The sequence below is a fragment of the Micromonospora sp. KC606 genome, assembly GCF_004348675.1.
GTDB lineage: Bacteria > Actinomycetota > Actinomycetes > Mycobacteriales > Micromonosporaceae > Micromonospora.
On the sequence record NZ_SMKN01000048.1, the window covers coordinates 1 to 14,553 of the forward strand.

A 14,553-nucleotide genomic window follows, 5' to 3' on the forward strand; every position below is an offset into this window, starting at 1 on the left:
GTCCGACTCAGGCCGGCTGGTGCGCGGCGAGCGGTCGCTCGACGCGGGTGTCGGCGCGGGGCCGTACGTTCCGGCTCCGGGCAACGGTCGGGACCACGACCGGGGACCGGGGGGCAACCAGCACACGCGCCGGAACCGGAACCGAGGTGGACACCGAGGCCGGGGCCGGGGCGGCGGCCGCAACCGGCACCGAGGCCAGGGCCGGGGCGGCGGCCGCCGTGGCCGCGACCGGGAACGCGGCCGGGGTGGCGGTGCGGGCCGGACGGTGCCACCACAGCCAGCCGACGTCCCGGCCGAACGACTCCAACAACATCGCCAGCAAGGCGCCCAGCAGCAGCACGGTCACCAGGTGGGGCAGCACGCCCGCGGCGGCGGTCAGCAGCATGATCCCCGCCGCCGCGGCGACCACCTTGCGCCAGTACCGCGGCGGCAGAGTGCCCCGCATCCAGGGCAGCACCCAGCTCGCGGCGACGAAGGCGTACCGCATCCCGCCGATCGCCAACACCCAGGGCCCGGCCACCGGCGCCACGTGCACGCTGAGCATCAGGACCAGGAAGGAGTCGACCTCCATGTCGAAGCGCGCGCCGAGCGCGCTGGTGGTGCCGGTACGCCGGGCCACCCAGCCGTCCACCGCGTCCAGGGCCAGCGCCACCGCGGTCATCGGCACCAGCACCGCCAGCGGGGTGGGCGAGCCGTCGACGGCGTCGACCAGCAGCGCGGTCACCCCGCCCGCCAGCACCGCCCGGGCCAGGGTCACCCGATCCGCCGGGCCGAGCCGGTCGACGCCGTGACGGCGCAGGCCGCGCGTCAGCACGGCGCAGAGCCCGATGCCGTACCCGACGCCGGCCAGCCACCCGGCGGCGTCGAGCCCGACGGTCGCGGCCAGCACGGCCAACAGGACGATCTGGGCGGTCAGTCCGATCACCGGACCGGTTCGAACCGTGGACACGCTGCCTCCGTGTTTATGATCGACGACCTCGACAGACCAGTACGGAGCGAGCGGCCGATCGGTTCGGTTTCGCAGCCAGATTGGAGACGACCGCGTGATCCGCGACGCCCGTGCTTTCTGGCTCCGCGCCCCCGGAGCAGGAGAGATCCGGTCGGTGACGCTACCGGAGCCCGGTCCGGAGGACGTGCTGGTACGCAGCGTGTTCTCCGGGGTCAGCCGGGGCACCGAGACCCTGGTGTTCACCGGCGCGGTGCCCGAGAGCCAGCATGCGGCGATGCGCGCCCCGTTCCAGGAGGGCGACTTTCCCGCCCCGGTCAAGTACGGCTACCTGAGCGTCGGTGTGGTCGAGCACGGCCCGGACGATCTACGGGGGCGGACCGTGTTCTGCCTGTACCCGCACCAGACCGCCTACGTCGTTCCGGCCTCGGCGGTGACGCCGGTGCCCGACGGCGTGCCGGCGGCCCGGGCCGTGCTCGCCGGTACCGTGGAGACCGCGGTGAACGCGCTCTGGGACGCCACGCCGATGGTCGGCGACCGGGTGAGCGTGGTCGGCGGCGGGATGGTCGGTTGTGCGGTCGCCGTGCTGCTCGCCCGTTTCCCCGGCGTCCGGGTCGAGTTGGTCGACGCCGACCCGGCGCGGGCCGCCGTGGCCGACGCGCTCGGCGTCGGGTTCGCCTCGCCCGACGACGCCACCGGCGGGCGGGACCTGGTGGTGCACGCCAGCGCCACCGGCGCCGGTCTGCAGCGGTCGCTGGACCTGCTCGCCCCGGAGGGCGCCGTGGTCGAGCTGAGCTGGTACGGCGACCGACCCGTGCAGCTGTCGCTGGGCGGGACGTTCCACTCCGGCCGGTTGACCATCCGCAGCAGCCAGGTCGGCACGGTGTCGCCGAACCGGGCCCGGCGCAGCTACGCCGAACGGCTGGCGCTGGCCCTGGACCTGCTCGCCGACCCGGCGTTCGACGCGTTACTGACCGGTCGGTCGCGGTTCACGCACCTGCCCGACGTGCTCGACCGACTCGCCGCGGGGAGCCTCCCCGCGCTCTGCCACCTCATCACCTACGACGGAGAGTGACCGTGTTCAGCGTCACCGTACGGGACCACATCATGATCGCCCACAGTTTCCGGGGGGAGGTCTTCGGGCCGGCCCAGAAGCTGCACGGGGCCACCTTCGTGGTGGACGCGACGTTCCGCCGCGCCGACCTCGACGGCGACGGCATCGTGGTCGACATCGGCCTTGCCACCACCGAACTGAAGGCCGTCCTGGCCGAGCTGAACTACCGCAACCTGGACGACGAGCCGGCCTTCGCCGGGGCCAACACCACCACCGAGGTGCTGTGCCGGGCCATCGCCGACCGGCTGGCCGACCGGGTGCACGCCGGCGGGCTGGGCGAGGGCGCCCGCGCGCTGGCCGGGATCACCGTCACGCTGCACGAGTCCCACGTGGCCTGGGCGAGCTACGAACGGTCGCTGTAGCCCGTGGCGGTGGTACACGTCGTCCTACCCGGCGACATCGACGACCCGGCGACCCCGAGCGGCGGCAACCACTACGACCGCCGGGTCTGCGCCGGGCTGACGGCGCTGGGCTGGACGGTCCACGAACACGGCGTACCCGGGGACTGGCCGCAGCCCGACGGCCGGGCGCGCGCCGGCCTGGCCGGGCTGCTCGCCGACCTGCCCGTCGGCACGCCGGTGTTGCTGGACGGACTGGTCGCCTCGGTCGTGCCGGAGGTCCTCGCGCCGCACGCCGACCGGCTGCGGCTGGTGGTGCTGGTGCACATGCCGATGCAGGGCGACACCGAGGCCGCGGCGCTCAGCTGCGCCGCCGCCGTGGTCACCACCAGCGGGTGGACCCGCGACCGGCTGCGGCAGTGGTACCGGCTCGCCCCGGACCGGGTGCACGTGGCCGCCCCCGGCGTCGAGCCGGCCACGGCCGCCGCCGGCACGGTGGCCGGCAACCGGCTGCTCTGCGTCGCGACCGTCGTCCCGCACAAGGGGCACGACCTGCTGGTCGGGGCGCTCGCCGAGGTCGCCGAGCTGCCGTGGACGCTGGACTGCGTCGGCGCGCTGACCCGCGACCCGGCATACGCGGCCAGGCTGCGCCGGCAGGTCGCCGACCGGGGACTGACCGGGCGGGTACGGTGGGCCGGTTCCCGGGTCGGCACCGACCTGGCCGCCGCGTACGCCGACGCCGACCTGCTGGTCCTCGCCTCACGCGGTGAGACGTACGGGATGGTGGTCACCGAGGCCCTGGCCCGCGGCCTGCCGGTGCTCGCCACGGCGGTCGGCGGGGTGCCGGAGGCGCTCGGCCGAGCCCCCGACGGCGATCCGCCCGGCCTGCTGGTCCCCCCGGACGACCCGGCCGCCCTGGCCGACGCGCTGCGCCGCTGGCTGGACGGAGCCGCGCTACGGCAGCGGCTGCGCCGCGCCGCGCTGGCCCGGCGCGGCGCCCTGGCCGGCTGGTCGGCCACCTCGACCGTTATCGCCCACGTCCTGGACGGAGTGCGGGTATGACCCTGTTTGCCACCGAACCCTTCGCCGACTGGCTCGCCCTGCGGGAACCCGCCGACGCCGCCGCCCGCGCCGAGGACCTCGTCGACCTGGTCCGGGCCCGGCTGACCGCCGACCGGCCGCTGGTCGTCCACGACCTCGGCAGCGGCACCGGCTCGATGGCCCGTTGGCTGGCCCCCCGGCTGCCCGGCCCACAGCACTGGATCCTGTACGACCGGGACCCCGGCCTGCTCGACCGGGCGCGTGCCCACCCGCCGGTGGCGGCCGACGGCAGCCCCGTCACCCTGGCGACCCGGCAGACGGACATCACCCGGCTGACCGCCGCCGACCTGGCCGGGGCAGGCTTGGTCACCGCGTCGGCGCTGCTGGACATGCTGACCGCCGAGGAGATCGACCGGATCGTCGCGGCCTGCGCGGGCACCGGTCGCCCGGCGCTGTTCGCGCTCTCCGTCGTCGGGCGGGTCACCTTCGCCCCGGTTGACCCGCTGGACGCCGAGGTCGCCGCCGCGTTCGACGACCACCAGCGACGCACCGCCGACGGGCGGACCCTGCTCGGGCCGGACGCCGCCGCGGCGGCCGCCGCCGCGTTCGCCCGCCACGGCGTTCCCGCCACCGTGCGGTCCACGCCGTGGCGGCTCGGGCCGGCGCAGGCCGCGCTGACCGCCGAATGGTTCACCGGCTGGTTGGCCGCCGCCGTCGAGCAGCGTCCCGACCTCGTCGAGCGCACCGCCGAGTACGCCCGCCGCCGGCTCGCCGCCGCCGCCGACGGCGAGCTGACCGTCACGGTCGGACACGACGACCTGCTCGCCGGGGTGGAATGAACCGCTGGCCCGCCCGGTACGTGCAAGGAGGTGACGATCTTCCGAGGAGGCTCCGCGTGACACAGGCTGCCGGCGACCCGCCCCCCGCGCCCGCCCGTTCCGCCTGGCCCTGGGTGAGCAATCTCGGCGGGCTGGCGCTCGTGGCAGGACTGCTGTGGTGGCTGGGCAGCGGCCCGGCGCTGGCCGCGCTGCGCCGCATCGACGCTCCGGCCCTGCTCGCGGCGCTGCTGCTCGGTGCCCTGGCAACGGTCTGCTGCGCCTGGCGGTGGCGGCTGGTCGCCGAAGGGCTCGGCGTGCGGCTGCCGCTGGGCGCCGCCGTCGCCCACTGCTACCGTGCGGTCTTCCTCAACGCCACGCTGCCCGGCGGGGTGCTCGGCGACGTGCACCGGGCGGTCCGGCACGGCCGGGACGCCGGCGACGTCGGGCGGGCCGTGCGCGCCGTGGTCTGGGAACGCGGCGCCGGGCAGGTGATCCAGGTGGCGTTCGCGGCGCTGCTGCTGCTGGCGTTGCCCTCGCCGGTGCGCCCGTACCTGCCGGCCGTCGTGGCGGTGGCGGTGGCCGTCGCGCTCGGCGTGGTGCTGCTGGTCCGGGCGCTGCCCCGGTCCGGCCCGTCGCGTCGGGCCCGCGCGCTGCGGGCCGCCGCGGCCGACGTCCGCGCAGGTCTGCTCGCCCGCCGCACCGCGCCGGGCGTGCTGCTGACCTCGGTGGTGGCGGTCGGCTGTCACCTGGCCACCTTCGTGCTCGCGGCCCGGGTCGCCGGGGCCACCGCCCCGCTGACCGAACTGCTGCCGTTGACCCTGCTGGCGCTGCTGGCCATGGCGTTGCCGGCCAACATGGCCGGTTTCGGCCCTCGGGAGGGCGCGGCGGCGTGGGCGTTCGGCGCTGCCGGACTCGGCGCCGCCCAGGGGGTCGCCACCGCTCTGGTCTACGGGGCCCTGGTGCTCGTCGCCGCCCTCCCCGGCGCCGTCGTGCTGCTGCGGCGTGGACCGATCACATTCCGGGTACGGTCCACGGCTCGTGCGGTGAACCAGGGTGGTTCTGCCGCGGTTCCCGCTGCCGGGCTGGCCGGTAGCGTCTGACGGAGGAGACACATGTTCGAAGCACTGCCGGTCGCGACGGTCCGCACGCAGGTCAGGGTTCCCCTCCGGTTCCCCGACGGGTACGCCACCACGGCCCGGGTCTTCTCGTTCGACGGTCTGGTGGACGGGCGGGAACACCTGGCGTTCGGGCTGGGCGACTGGGCGGGCGCGGTGCGGCGGTATCCCTCCGGTGGGGCCGCGCCGCTGGTCCGCCCGCACAGCGAGTGCCTCACCGGGGACGTCTTCGGCAGCCAGCGTTGCGACTGTGGTCCGCAGTTGCGGGAGGCGGTGGAACGCATCACCGCGGCCGGCGGGTTCCTGCTCTACCTGCGGCAGGAGGGTCGGGGCATCGGCCTGTACCCGAAGCTGGACGCGTACGCCCTGCAGGACGCCGGCCTCGACACCTACGAGGCGAACCGGGCGCTCGGGCACGGCGAGGACGAGCGCGACTACCGGGCCGCCGTGCAGATGCTGGCGGTACTGGGGGTGGAGCAGCTCGCCCTGCTCAGCAGCAACCCGGAGAAGGCCGAGCAGCTCGGCCGGCTCGGCGTGACGGTGACCGAGATGGTGCCGACCGGGGTGTTCCTCTCCCCCGCCAACGCCGACTACCTGGCGGCGAAGGCGAGCCGGGCGGCCACCCGGACCGCCGACGCGCCGGCGCTGCACTGACATGGTGGCCGTACCGACCACGCCGACGGTCGCCACGGGCCCCGGGCCGCCCAGGCGGCCGTACGTGCTGCTCAGTTGCGCCACGTCGATCGACGGCTACATCGACGACGCCACCGAGCAGCGGCTGGTGCTCTCCAACGAGGAGGACCTCGACCGCATCGACGCGGTCCGGGCGGGCTGCGACGCCATCCTGGTCGGCGCCGGCACGGTCCGCCGCGACGATCCGCGCCTGGTGGTCCGCTCCGAGCGGCTGCGTGGGGCGCGGGTGGCACGCGGGCTGCCGCCGTCGCCGACGAAGGTCACCCTGACCGCGCGGGGTGACCTCGACCCGGGAGCCCGGTTCTTCACCGTCGGCGACGCGGACAAGCTCGTCTACTGCGCCTCACCAGCGGTGGGGAAGACCACCGAGCTGCTGGCGGGGCAGGCCACCGTGGTGGACGCCGGCGATCCGGTGGACCACGACCGAATCCTGGCCGACCTGGCCGGGCGGGGCATCGGGCGGCTGATGGTCGAGGGCGGCGGGACGGTGCACGCGCAGTTCCTCACCGCCGGGCTCGCCGACGAGCTGCACCTGGTGGTCGCCCCGTTCTTCGTCGGCGACTGCCAGGCGCCGCGGTTCGTCGCCGAGGGCCGCTTCCCCTGGCATCCGGGCCGGCGGGCCCGGGTGGCCGAGGTCCGCCAGATCGGCGACGTGGTGCTGCTGCGGTACGCGCTGTCGGACCGTTGTGGCGACTGGTGATCCGCGACATGCAGTCGTCGTTGAACCACCAGGCGTGGCCGTCCGTACCATTCGACGCAGCCGACCGACGGTTCACCGCTTTTCGCCGTGGCGTCGCGAGGCCGCGCCGGACGATGAGCTACGACGGGGACCGGAGGTCAGGGTGTTCGCGGAGGGGGACGACCAGCAGGTGACGGCCTGGGCCCTGGCGGCCGGCCAGGGCGATCCGCAGGCCCTGGCCGCGTTCGTCCGGGCCACACAGGCGCAGACCTGGCGCTTCCTGCGTCACCTGCTCGCCTCGGCCGAGACCGACGACCTGGTCCAGGAGACCTACCTGCGGGCAATGCGGGCGATGCCCCGGTTCGCCGGCCGTTCCTCCGCCCGCACCTGGCTGTTCAGCATCGCCCGCCGGGTCGCCGCCGACCACCTGCGCGCGCGGCGCGCCCGGCCGGAGGTGATCGGCCTGGACGGCCGGGAGCCGCCGGCGGACGGCCGGTTCGAGAACGGGGTCGTCCTCGACCAACTGCTGTGGGAGCTGCCGGTGGACCGGCGGGAGGCGTTCGTCGCCACCCAGGTCCTCGGGCTGTCGTACGCCGAGGCGGCCGAGGTGTGCGGCTGCCCGGTCGGGACCATCCGGTCCCGGGTGGCGCGGGCCCGGGAGGACCTGGTGGCCGCCGTCGGGGGGCGGTCCGGGTGGCGCGCGGGGCGCGTCGGGTGACGGCGGGACGGATCCGATGAGTGACCTGCGATACCTGCGCTGCGAGGGGTGGCGCGAGATCCTCTCGGCGCACCTGGACGGAGAGGCCAGCACGGCGGAGGCGGGAGCGGCACAGCGGCACCTCGACTCCTGCATCGACTGCCGCGGCTGGCTGGAGGCCGCCGCCGTGGTCAACCGGCGGATCCGCACCCAGGCGGTGACCGACCTGCCCGACCTGTCCGACGCCATCCTCGCCGCCGCTCCGCCGCCCCGGCTGCGGACGATGTGGCGGGCCCGGCTGGTGGCCGGCGCACGGCTGGTGCTGGGGCTGCTCGGCGCGGGTCAGCTCGTGCTCGGCCTCGCGCAGGCCGGTCAGGGCGCGGTCACCGACCACCTGCACCCATCCGGGCAGCACCTGTGGCACGAGGCCGCCGCGTGGAACGTGGCCGTCGGGGCGGGTTTCCTCTTCGTGGCGGTGCGCCGCAGCCCGCCGGCGGGTCTGCTGCCGACGCTGACCGCGTTCGTCGCCACGCTGGTGCTGCTGTCCGTCAACGACGTCGTCACCGCGCGGGTGGACCTGTCGCGCCTGGTCAGCCACGCGTTCCTGGTCGCCGGATACGTGGTCACGGTGCTGCTGTCCCGGCCGGCGCTGCGGTCGGGCTGGCCGCCACCGGGCTCCGGGCGCTCGGGGCGGTCGCGGTGGCGGCTACGACTGGACGAGGCCGACCAGCCGCCGGTGGGGCCGGTGCCGGCCCAGCCGTACGGGGCGCACGCCGCCGACCGCTGGGCCGCCTGAGCCGGCCGACCGCTTCACCGGCCGATGCGGCGGCCGGCCGTAAGCGGATCGCAAGGACCGCGCCCGCCGCCGCCGGGCCCGCGCGCCGCTACGCTGAGCCGCACGACGGGGAGGTGCGGGTTGAGCCAACGGGTGCTGGTCGTCGACGACGACCGGACGGTCGCCGATGTGGTCTGCCGCTACCTGCGGCACGCCGGCTACCGGGTGGACCACGTCTCCGACGGCCCGGCAGCCCTGACGGCCGTCGCCGCGGCGCCGCCGCACCTGGTCGTCCTCGACGTGATGCTGCCCGGCCTGGACGGGCTGGAGGTCTGCCGGCGGCTGCGGCAGCGGCCGGACGGCGTGCCCATCGTGATGCTGACCGCACGCGGCGATGAGGCCGATCGGATCCTCGGCCTGCAACTGGGCGCGGACGACTACCTGGGCAAGCCGTTCTCCCCCCGCGAGCTGGTGCTGCGGGTCCGTTCGGTGCTGCGACGGGCCGGCGGCGAGCCGGCCGGGGCGGCGCCGGAGGTGCTCTCCGACGGCGGTCTCGTCGTGGAGACCGGCCCTCGGGTAGCCCGGCTGCACGGCCGGGAGCTGTCTCTGACGCTGCGGGAGTTCGACCTGCTGGCCCACCTGATGCGGCACCCGGCCCGGGCGTTCCGCCGCGCCGAACTGCTGGAACGGGTGTGGGGGTGGCAGTTCGGCGACCAGTCCACGGTGACCGTGCACGTGCGCCGGCTGCGGGAGAAGGTCGAGGCGGACCCGGCGGACCCGCGGCGGGTCGTCACGGTCTGGGGCGTCGGCTACCGGTACGAGCCGATCGATGACTGACCTCGCCCTGATCTTCGGTGCGGCGCTCACGGCCGCCTGCGCCGTCGGGCTGCTCGGGGCCGGCGTGTTGCGGCTGCTGCGGGGCCGGTCGATCACCGTGCACATCACCGTGTTGCTGGCGATGACGGTCAGCGCCGTGGTGGCCGGGGTGGCGGTGGTCGCCGAGGCGATGTTCCTCTCCCCGCACGACCTGGAGGTCGTGCTGATCACCGTGTCGGCGGGGGCGGTGGTCAGTCTCGGCGTCGGGTGGCTGTTCGGGCGGCGGCTCGCCGCGGCGGCGGTCTGGGCCGACCAGGCGCGGGAGCGGGAACGGCGGATCGAGAAGGGCCGCCGCGACCTGGTCGCCTGGGTGTCGCACGACCTGCGCACGCCGCTGGCCGGGCTGCGTGCGATGGCCGAGGCCCTGGAGGACCGGGTCGTCGCCGATCCGGAGACGGTCGACGAGTACCACCGCCGCATCCGAGTGGAGACCGACCGGATGACCCGGCTGGTGGACGACCTGTTCGAACTGTCCCGGATCAACGCGGGGGCGCTGCGGCTGTCGCTGTCGGCCGTACCGCTGGGCGACGTGGTCTCCGACGCCCTCGCCGGCACCGCGCCGCTGGCCGCGGCCCGGCGGATCCGGCTGGTCGCCGCCGACTCCGGCTGGCCCACGGTCATCGCCAGCGAGCCCGAGCTGGCCCGGGTGGTGGGTAACCTGCTGCTCAACGCGGTCCGGTACACGCCGTCGGACGGGACGGTGCGGGTCGACGCCGGCCGGGACGGCGACGACGCGTGGCTGGCCGTCGCCGACACCTGCGGCGGCATCCCCGACGACGACCTGCCCCGGGTGTTCGACGTGGCGTTCCGGGGGGAACCGGCGCGCACCCCCCGGGTCGGCAACGGCGGCATCGAGGGTTCCGGTGGGCTGGGCCTGGCCATCGTGCGAGGGCTGGTCGAGGCGCACGGTGGCCGGGTGTACGTGCAGAACGTCACCGGCGGCTGCCGCTTCGTGGTGCGCCTCCCGCTGGCCGGCACCTGACCCGCGCCGCCGCTCCGGTAGCGAAGGCAGTCCCAGCGGGACCGGTTGGAACAATGACGGTCATGGGGAAAACACACGAACGCATCGCCGGCCGGCTACGGGAGTTCATCGAGACGCAACCAATCTTCTTCACCGCCACCGCGCCGCTCAGCGGCGCCGGGAAGGTCAACCTGTCACCAAAAGGGCTCACCGGCTCCTTCGCCGTCCTCGACGACCTGACCGTGGCTTACCTGGACTTCGCCGGCAGCAACGCGGAAACCATCGCGCACCTGCGGGAGAACGGCCGGATCACCCTGATGTGGTGCGCCTTCCAGGGGCCGCCGAACATCGTCCGGGTGCACGGCCGCGGCGAGCCGGTCTTCCGCGACGACCCCCGCTGGCCGGGCCTGATCGCCCATTTCCCCGCCATCGACGCCACCCTGCACGGGCTGCGCGCGATCATCGTGGTGCGCGCCGAGCTGATCCGTGACACGTGCGGCTACGCCGTGCCGTTCATGACCTACGACGGTGACCGCGAGCTGCACGCCCAGCGCTTCGCGCGGGAGGACGACGAGTCGCTGGGCGCGTACTTCGCGAAGAAGGACCACGTCGCGACCAGCCTGGACGGGCTGCCCGGGCTACCGCTGCCGCTGCCACCGACGCTCCCGGCCACCCACGCCTGATCGGCCACGGCGCAGGACGGCGCCCCGGTCAGGGTGCGGGCAGCTCGGCGAACCAGCGCCGGCCGGCCCGGAACACCTCGCGGACGGCCAGGCCGGCCCGGGCCGCCGTGTCGTGCACCGCCTCCGTGTCCAGCCGCGCCCAGCGGAAGACCGGCCCCCGGTCCCGCCCCGACAGCACGTGGGCCAGTCCCTGCCAGCTGCCCGCGCCGGGCGGGTCCAGCTCCACCAGCACCGTTCCGGCCGGGCCGAGCAGCGACCGGCACCGGCTCAGCAGCGCCACCGGGTCGCCACCGATGCCGATATTGCCGTCGAGCAGCACGACGTGCGCCCACCGCCCCTCCGCCGGCAGCGGGTCGAACAGGTCGGCGCGCACGGCCACCGCGCCGCGGGCCCGGGTCAGCGCGACCGCACGGGCCGAGACGTCCACCCCGAGCGCTGTCGTGCCGGCCCGGGTGAGCGCCGCGGTGAGGCGTCCCGGTCCGCAGCCCAGGTCCAGCGTGGGGCCGACACAGCGGGCCACCACCGGCGCCGTCGTCACCTCCGCCGCGCCATGCCACCGACGCACCGGAAGCCGGCTGCGTAGCCCGTCCGGGCCCACCAGCCAGTACGCTCCGGCGGCCCGATCGCGCAACGCGGGGGCGAAGCCGTCGCCGCTCACCGCCGCCCCCCGACCAGCATCTCCCGCCGGCACCTGCCCACCTCCCGGGCGAACCGGCCACCCGGCGACGACGCCGCCACCGCGAGCGCGTCGTCCCAGCCGTCCACGTCCCGCAGCACCGGCAGCGGCGCGATCCGCACGCCACGTGCGGCGAGGGCCGTCCAGGTGAGCCGTCCGGTGTCGGCGGTGGACATCGGCACCCCGCGCAGCGTGTCCGCCCGGCGCGGGTCGCGCAGGCCCAACGCCCACCAGCCGCCGTCGACGGCCGGCCCGAGCACCGCGTCCGTGTCCGGGTCCGCCAGTCGACGTGCGGCCGCCGCCAGCCGTGCCGGGGTGAGCTGCGGCGTGTCCATGCCGATCTGGAGCACCGCCCGCCCCGGCCAGGCGTCCGCCACGTCGGCGTGGGCGTGGGCGAGCCGGTCGGCCAGGTCACCGCCGCGCTGCGGAAGCACCGTCCACCCCCGGGTGGCGGCGGCCAAACCGGGTGCGTCCACCCCGTCGGAGAGGCGACCGGCCAGGGCCAGCGCCGGGGTCACGTCCGCGGTGGCGGCCACGGCGTCGAGCGTGTCGCGCAGCGCGGCGGCGGCGATCCGGGCGGCCCGCCGTGGGGTCACCGGCGGGCACAGCCGGGTCTTCACCGTCCCGGGCACCGGCGCCTTCGCCACCACCAGCAGTACGGTCACCGGTGACCGTCCACGCTGCGCAGCACGGCGGCGAAGTCCCGGGTGGCGCGCAGAGTGCCGCGTACCGACCCGGAGACCTTGGAGCGGGTCCCGGCGGCGCGGGGGGCGTACCGGACGTCCCGCTCGTGGATGCGCCAGCCGGCGGCGGCGGCCCGGATCAGCAGTTCCAGGGGGTAGCCGAAGGCCCGGTCGGTGACCCCGAGGGCGAGCAACGCCTCCCGGCGGGCCACCCTGATCGGGCTGAGGTCCCACAGCGGCACGCCCCGGTGCCGCAGCAACGCGGCGACCAGCGCCGTCCCGGCCCGGGCGTGCCACGGCCAGACCCCGGCGCGGACCGGTCGGCGACGGCCCACCGCCAGGTCGGCCGCGCCGGCGGCGACCGGGGCGACCAGGGCTGGCAGCTCCCCCGGGTCGAAGGAGCCGTCGGCGTCGAGCACGCACACCAACTCCGTGCGGGCGGCCTCGATGCCGGCGTGCACGGCGGCGCCGTACCCCCGGCGGGTTTCGCGCACCACCCGGGCGCCGTGCCGGGCGGCCACCTCCGGCGACCCGTCCCGGGAACCGTTGTCCACCACGATCGCCCGGTAGCCGGGTGGCAGCGCGGCCAGCACCCCGGGCAGGGCGGCGGCCTCGTCGAGGCAGGGCAGCACCACGTCGATCTGTGTCCGCATGTCGCCGACGCTAGGTCTCCCACCCGGCCGCCGGGGCCCGGACCGGCCTTACGGAACCCTTACCGAGCAGGGACTTCTTACCGTCCGATGACACGACGGCGGTTGCGCCGGTGGCCGGGGCGGGCACCGCGTACCGTCCGGTCGACATGAGACCCGCGACCACCCTCGACCGCTCGTCCGCCGACCGCAGTCCCCGGCTCGGCGGCCGAGGCGACCTCGCCGTGCTGGCCCTGGAGGCGGTGCTGCTGGTGGCAGCCGTTGTGGTCGGCGCCGTGCTCAACCGACGAGGGGTGGGCCTGCACGCCGACGCCGCGCCGATCTACGCCACCTGGCGACCGCACGTCGGGTGGGGCACCCCTGCGGCGGCGCTGGTCGTGCTGGCCGTCCTCGGCCCCGGATGGCAGTGGGCCCGGACCGCCCGGTGGGGGCCGCTGCTGGCGGCCGGCTGGCTGACGGCGGTGGCCTGGACGGTCGCGCTGGCCCTGGTGGACGGCTGGTCGGCCGGGTTCACCCGCCGCCTCACCGTGCAGGCCGAATACCTGCACGAGGTCCCCAGGGTGACCGATGTGCCCCGGATGCTGGCTGGTTTCGCCGACCGGATCCTGGACTTCCAACCGGACTCCTGGTCGACGCACACCGCCGGGCACCCGCCGGGCGCGCTGCTGGTCTTCGTCGGGCTGGACCGGGTCGGTCTCGGCGGCGGCGCCGTCGCGGCGCTGGCCTGTGTCCTGGTCGGGGCGACGGTGACCGTGTCGGTTCCGGCCGCGCTGCGGGCGCTGGGCGCCGCCGAGGCAGCCCGGGCGGTGCTGCCGTTCCTGGTGCTGCTGCCGGGCGCGGTCTGGGTGGGCGCCTCCGGCGACGGTCTCTTCGCCGGGGTGGTCGCCGCCGGGCTGGCCCTGCTGGCGGCACGCGGGCCGGTCGCCGCGCTGGCCGGCGGGCTGCTGCTCGGCCTCGCGCTGTACCTGTCGTACGGCTTCGTGCTGGTCGGGCCGCTCGCCCTGGCGGTGCTGGCGCTGCGCCCGGCGGGTCGGGTCAGGGCGCTGCTCGCCGGGACGGTCGGGGTCGGCGTGGTCGTGGCGGCCTTCACCCTGGCCGGCTTCGCCTGGTGGGAGGGGTACGACCAGGTGGTGGAGAGGTACTACCAGGGCTGGGCGGCCGACCGCCCGTACGGCTACTGGGTCTGGGCGAACCTGGCCGCGCTGCTGCTGTCGGCCGGTCCGGTGCTCGGGCCGGCGCTGCGCCGCGCCCTGCTCGCCGCCCGGACGGGCGAACGGGACCGAACCGGCGCCGCCGCCCTGCCGGCCGACGCCGCCGACTGCACGACCGGCACGACGCCGCCGACCGCACGGTGGTGGCCGGCAGGGTTGCCGGACCGGCTCCGGGCGCTCGGCCCGACGGTGGTCCTGTCGGCCGCCGCCACGCTGGCGGTGCTGGGCGCGGACCTGTCCGGGCTGAGCAAGGCCGAGGTGGAGCGGATCTGGCTGCCGTTCGTGGTCTGGCTGCTGGTCGCCACCGCGCACCTGCCGGGAGCCCACCGCCGCTGGTGGCTCGCCGGTCAGGCCGCCACCGCGCTGGCCGTCAACCACCTGCTGTTCACCGTCTCCTGAACGGCCGGTTACCCGGTCACCCGGACGGCCAGCCAGGCGGGCGGCCAGCGGATTGCGGCAAACCGGGGTGACCGCGCGGGCGGACCCACCGGCTTGCCGCAATCCGAGCCGGCCTGTCCGACAGAGGGCCAGGCGGGCGGACGGGCAGAGGCGGGCGGACGGGCAGACGGCCGGACCCACCAGCCTGCCGGGTTCCAG

Annotated in this window: 16 protein-coding genes and 1 pseudogene; 13 read left to right on the top strand and 4 right to left on the bottom strand. The window is 75.9% G+C overall.

Features of this window, described 5'->3' with window-relative positions; genetic code table 11:
- Positions 1 to 253 precede the first annotated feature (253 nt).
- Positions 254 to 949 (bottom strand): annotated as a pseudogene (locus E1193_RS12780) (CDP-alcohol phosphatidyltransferase family protein); the annotation flags it as partial.
- A 94-nt stretch (positions 950 to 1,043) separates the two neighbouring features.
- On the opposite strand from E1193_RS12780, the gene E1193_RS12785 reads away from it, so the two are divergent.
- The 12 genes from E1193_RS12785 to E1193_RS12840 all read left to right on the top strand — a co-directional run bounded on the left by E1193_RS12785 (position 1,044) and on the right by E1193_RS12840 (position 10,736).
- A complete protein-coding gene (locus tag E1193_RS12785; protein WP_132183403.1) occupies positions 1,044 to 2,021 on the top strand; it encodes a zinc-binding alcohol dehydrogenase in 978 nt (325 codons plus the stop codon).
- A gap of 2 nt (positions 2,022 to 2,023) precedes the next feature.
- Positions 2,024 to 2,422, top strand: a complete 399-nt coding sequence (locus tag E1193_RS12790) for a 6-carboxytetrahydropterin synthase (protein WP_132183404.1) — start codon at positions 2,024 to 2,026, stop codon at positions 2,420 to 2,422.
- Between the two features lie 3 nt (positions 2,423 to 2,425).
- On the top strand, positions 2,426 to 3,460 hold the full coding sequence (locus tag E1193_RS12795) for a glycosyltransferase family 4 protein (protein ID WP_132183405.1): 1,035 nt from the start codon (positions 2,426 to 2,428) through the stop codon (positions 3,458 to 3,460).
- Positions 3,457 to 4,278, top strand: coding sequence for a class I SAM-dependent methyltransferase (locus E1193_RS12800; protein WP_132183406.1), 822 nt, complete (start codon positions 3,457 to 3,459; stop codon positions 4,276 to 4,278). The genes E1193_RS12795 and E1193_RS12800 overlap by 4 nt, the downstream gene beginning before the upstream one ends.
- Positions 4,279 to 4,391: 113 nt before the next feature.
- Complete coding sequence (locus E1193_RS12805; RefSeq protein WP_243707573.1) at positions 4,392 to 5,357, top strand: lysylphosphatidylglycerol synthase domain-containing protein; 966 nt, start codon at positions 4,392 to 4,394, stop codon at positions 5,355 to 5,357.
- Positions 5,358 to 5,369: 12 nt separating this feature from the next.
- Positions 5,370 to 6,026, top strand: a complete 657-nt coding sequence (ribA, locus tag E1193_RS12810; protein ID WP_132183408.1) for a GTP cyclohydrolase II — start codon at positions 5,370 to 5,372, stop codon at positions 6,024 to 6,026.
- 4 nt (positions 6,027 to 6,030) lie between these two features.
- Entirely contained in the window at positions 6,031 to 6,765 is a 735-nt protein-coding gene (locus E1193_RS12815) for a dihydrofolate reductase family protein (protein WP_243707568.1), read from the top strand.
- Between the two features lie 142 nt (positions 6,766 to 6,907).
- The gene (locus tag E1193_RS12820; RefSeq protein ID WP_132183410.1) at positions 6,908 to 7,462 is read left to right on the top strand and encodes a sigma-70 family RNA polymerase sigma factor; all 555 of its coding nucleotides are present in this window, start codon (positions 6,908 to 6,910) and stop codon (positions 7,460 to 7,462) included.
- A gap of 16 nt (positions 7,463 to 7,478) precedes the next feature.
- Entirely contained in the window at positions 7,479 to 8,237 is a 759-nt protein-coding gene (locus E1193_RS12825) for a zf-HC2 domain-containing protein (protein ID WP_243707570.1), read from the top strand.
- 120 nt (positions 8,238 to 8,357) lie between these two features.
- Entirely contained in the window at positions 8,358 to 9,053 is a 696-nt protein-coding gene (locus E1193_RS12830) for a response regulator transcription factor (protein WP_132183411.1), read from the top strand.
- Positions 9,046 to 10,074 (top strand): HAMP domain-containing sensor histidine kinase, encoded by a 1,029-nt coding sequence (locus tag E1193_RS12835; RefSeq protein ID WP_132183412.1) that lies wholly within the window; start codon positions 9,046 to 9,048, stop codon positions 10,072 to 10,074. Before E1193_RS12830 ends, E1193_RS12835 begins: the two co-directional genes overlap by 8 nt.
- 62 nt (positions 10,075 to 10,136) lie before the next feature.
- Positions 10,137 to 10,736, top strand: coding sequence for a pyridoxamine 5'-phosphate oxidase family protein (locus E1193_RS12840; protein WP_132183413.1), 600 nt, complete (start codon positions 10,137 to 10,139; stop codon positions 10,734 to 10,736).
- Between the two features lie 28 nt (positions 10,737 to 10,764).
- On the opposite strand, the gene E1193_RS12845 is transcribed toward E1193_RS12840, so the two are convergent.
- The 3 genes from E1193_RS12845 to E1193_RS12855 are packed head-to-tail and all read right to left on the bottom strand — an operon-like array spanning position 10,765 to position 12,748.
- Positions 10,765 to 11,367 carry a class I SAM-dependent methyltransferase gene (locus E1193_RS12845; RefSeq protein WP_243707575.1) on the bottom strand — a complete coding sequence of 201 codons (603 nt, stop codon included), beginning with the start codon at positions 11,365 to 11,367 and terminating at the stop codon, positions 10,765 to 10,767.
- A gap of 23 nt (positions 11,368 to 11,390) precedes the next feature.
- Positions 11,391 to 12,077, bottom strand: a complete 687-nt coding sequence (locus tag E1193_RS12850; protein WP_132183414.1) for a DUF2064 domain-containing protein — start codon at positions 12,075 to 12,077, stop codon at positions 11,391 to 11,393.
- A complete protein-coding gene (locus E1193_RS12855) occupies positions 12,074 to 12,748 on the bottom strand; it encodes a glycosyltransferase family 2 protein (protein WP_132183415.1) in 675 nt (224 codons plus the stop codon). Before E1193_RS12855 ends, E1193_RS12850 begins: the two co-directional genes overlap by 4 nt.
- 221 nt (positions 12,749 to 12,969) lie before the next feature.
- On the opposite strand from E1193_RS12855, the gene E1193_RS12860 reads away from it, so the two are divergent.
- Complete coding sequence (locus E1193_RS12860; RefSeq protein WP_132183428.1) at positions 12,970 to 14,355, top strand: hypothetical protein; 1,386 nt, start codon at positions 12,970 to 12,972, stop codon at positions 14,353 to 14,355.
- The last annotated feature ends 198 nt before the right edge of the window (positions 14,356 to 14,553 follow it).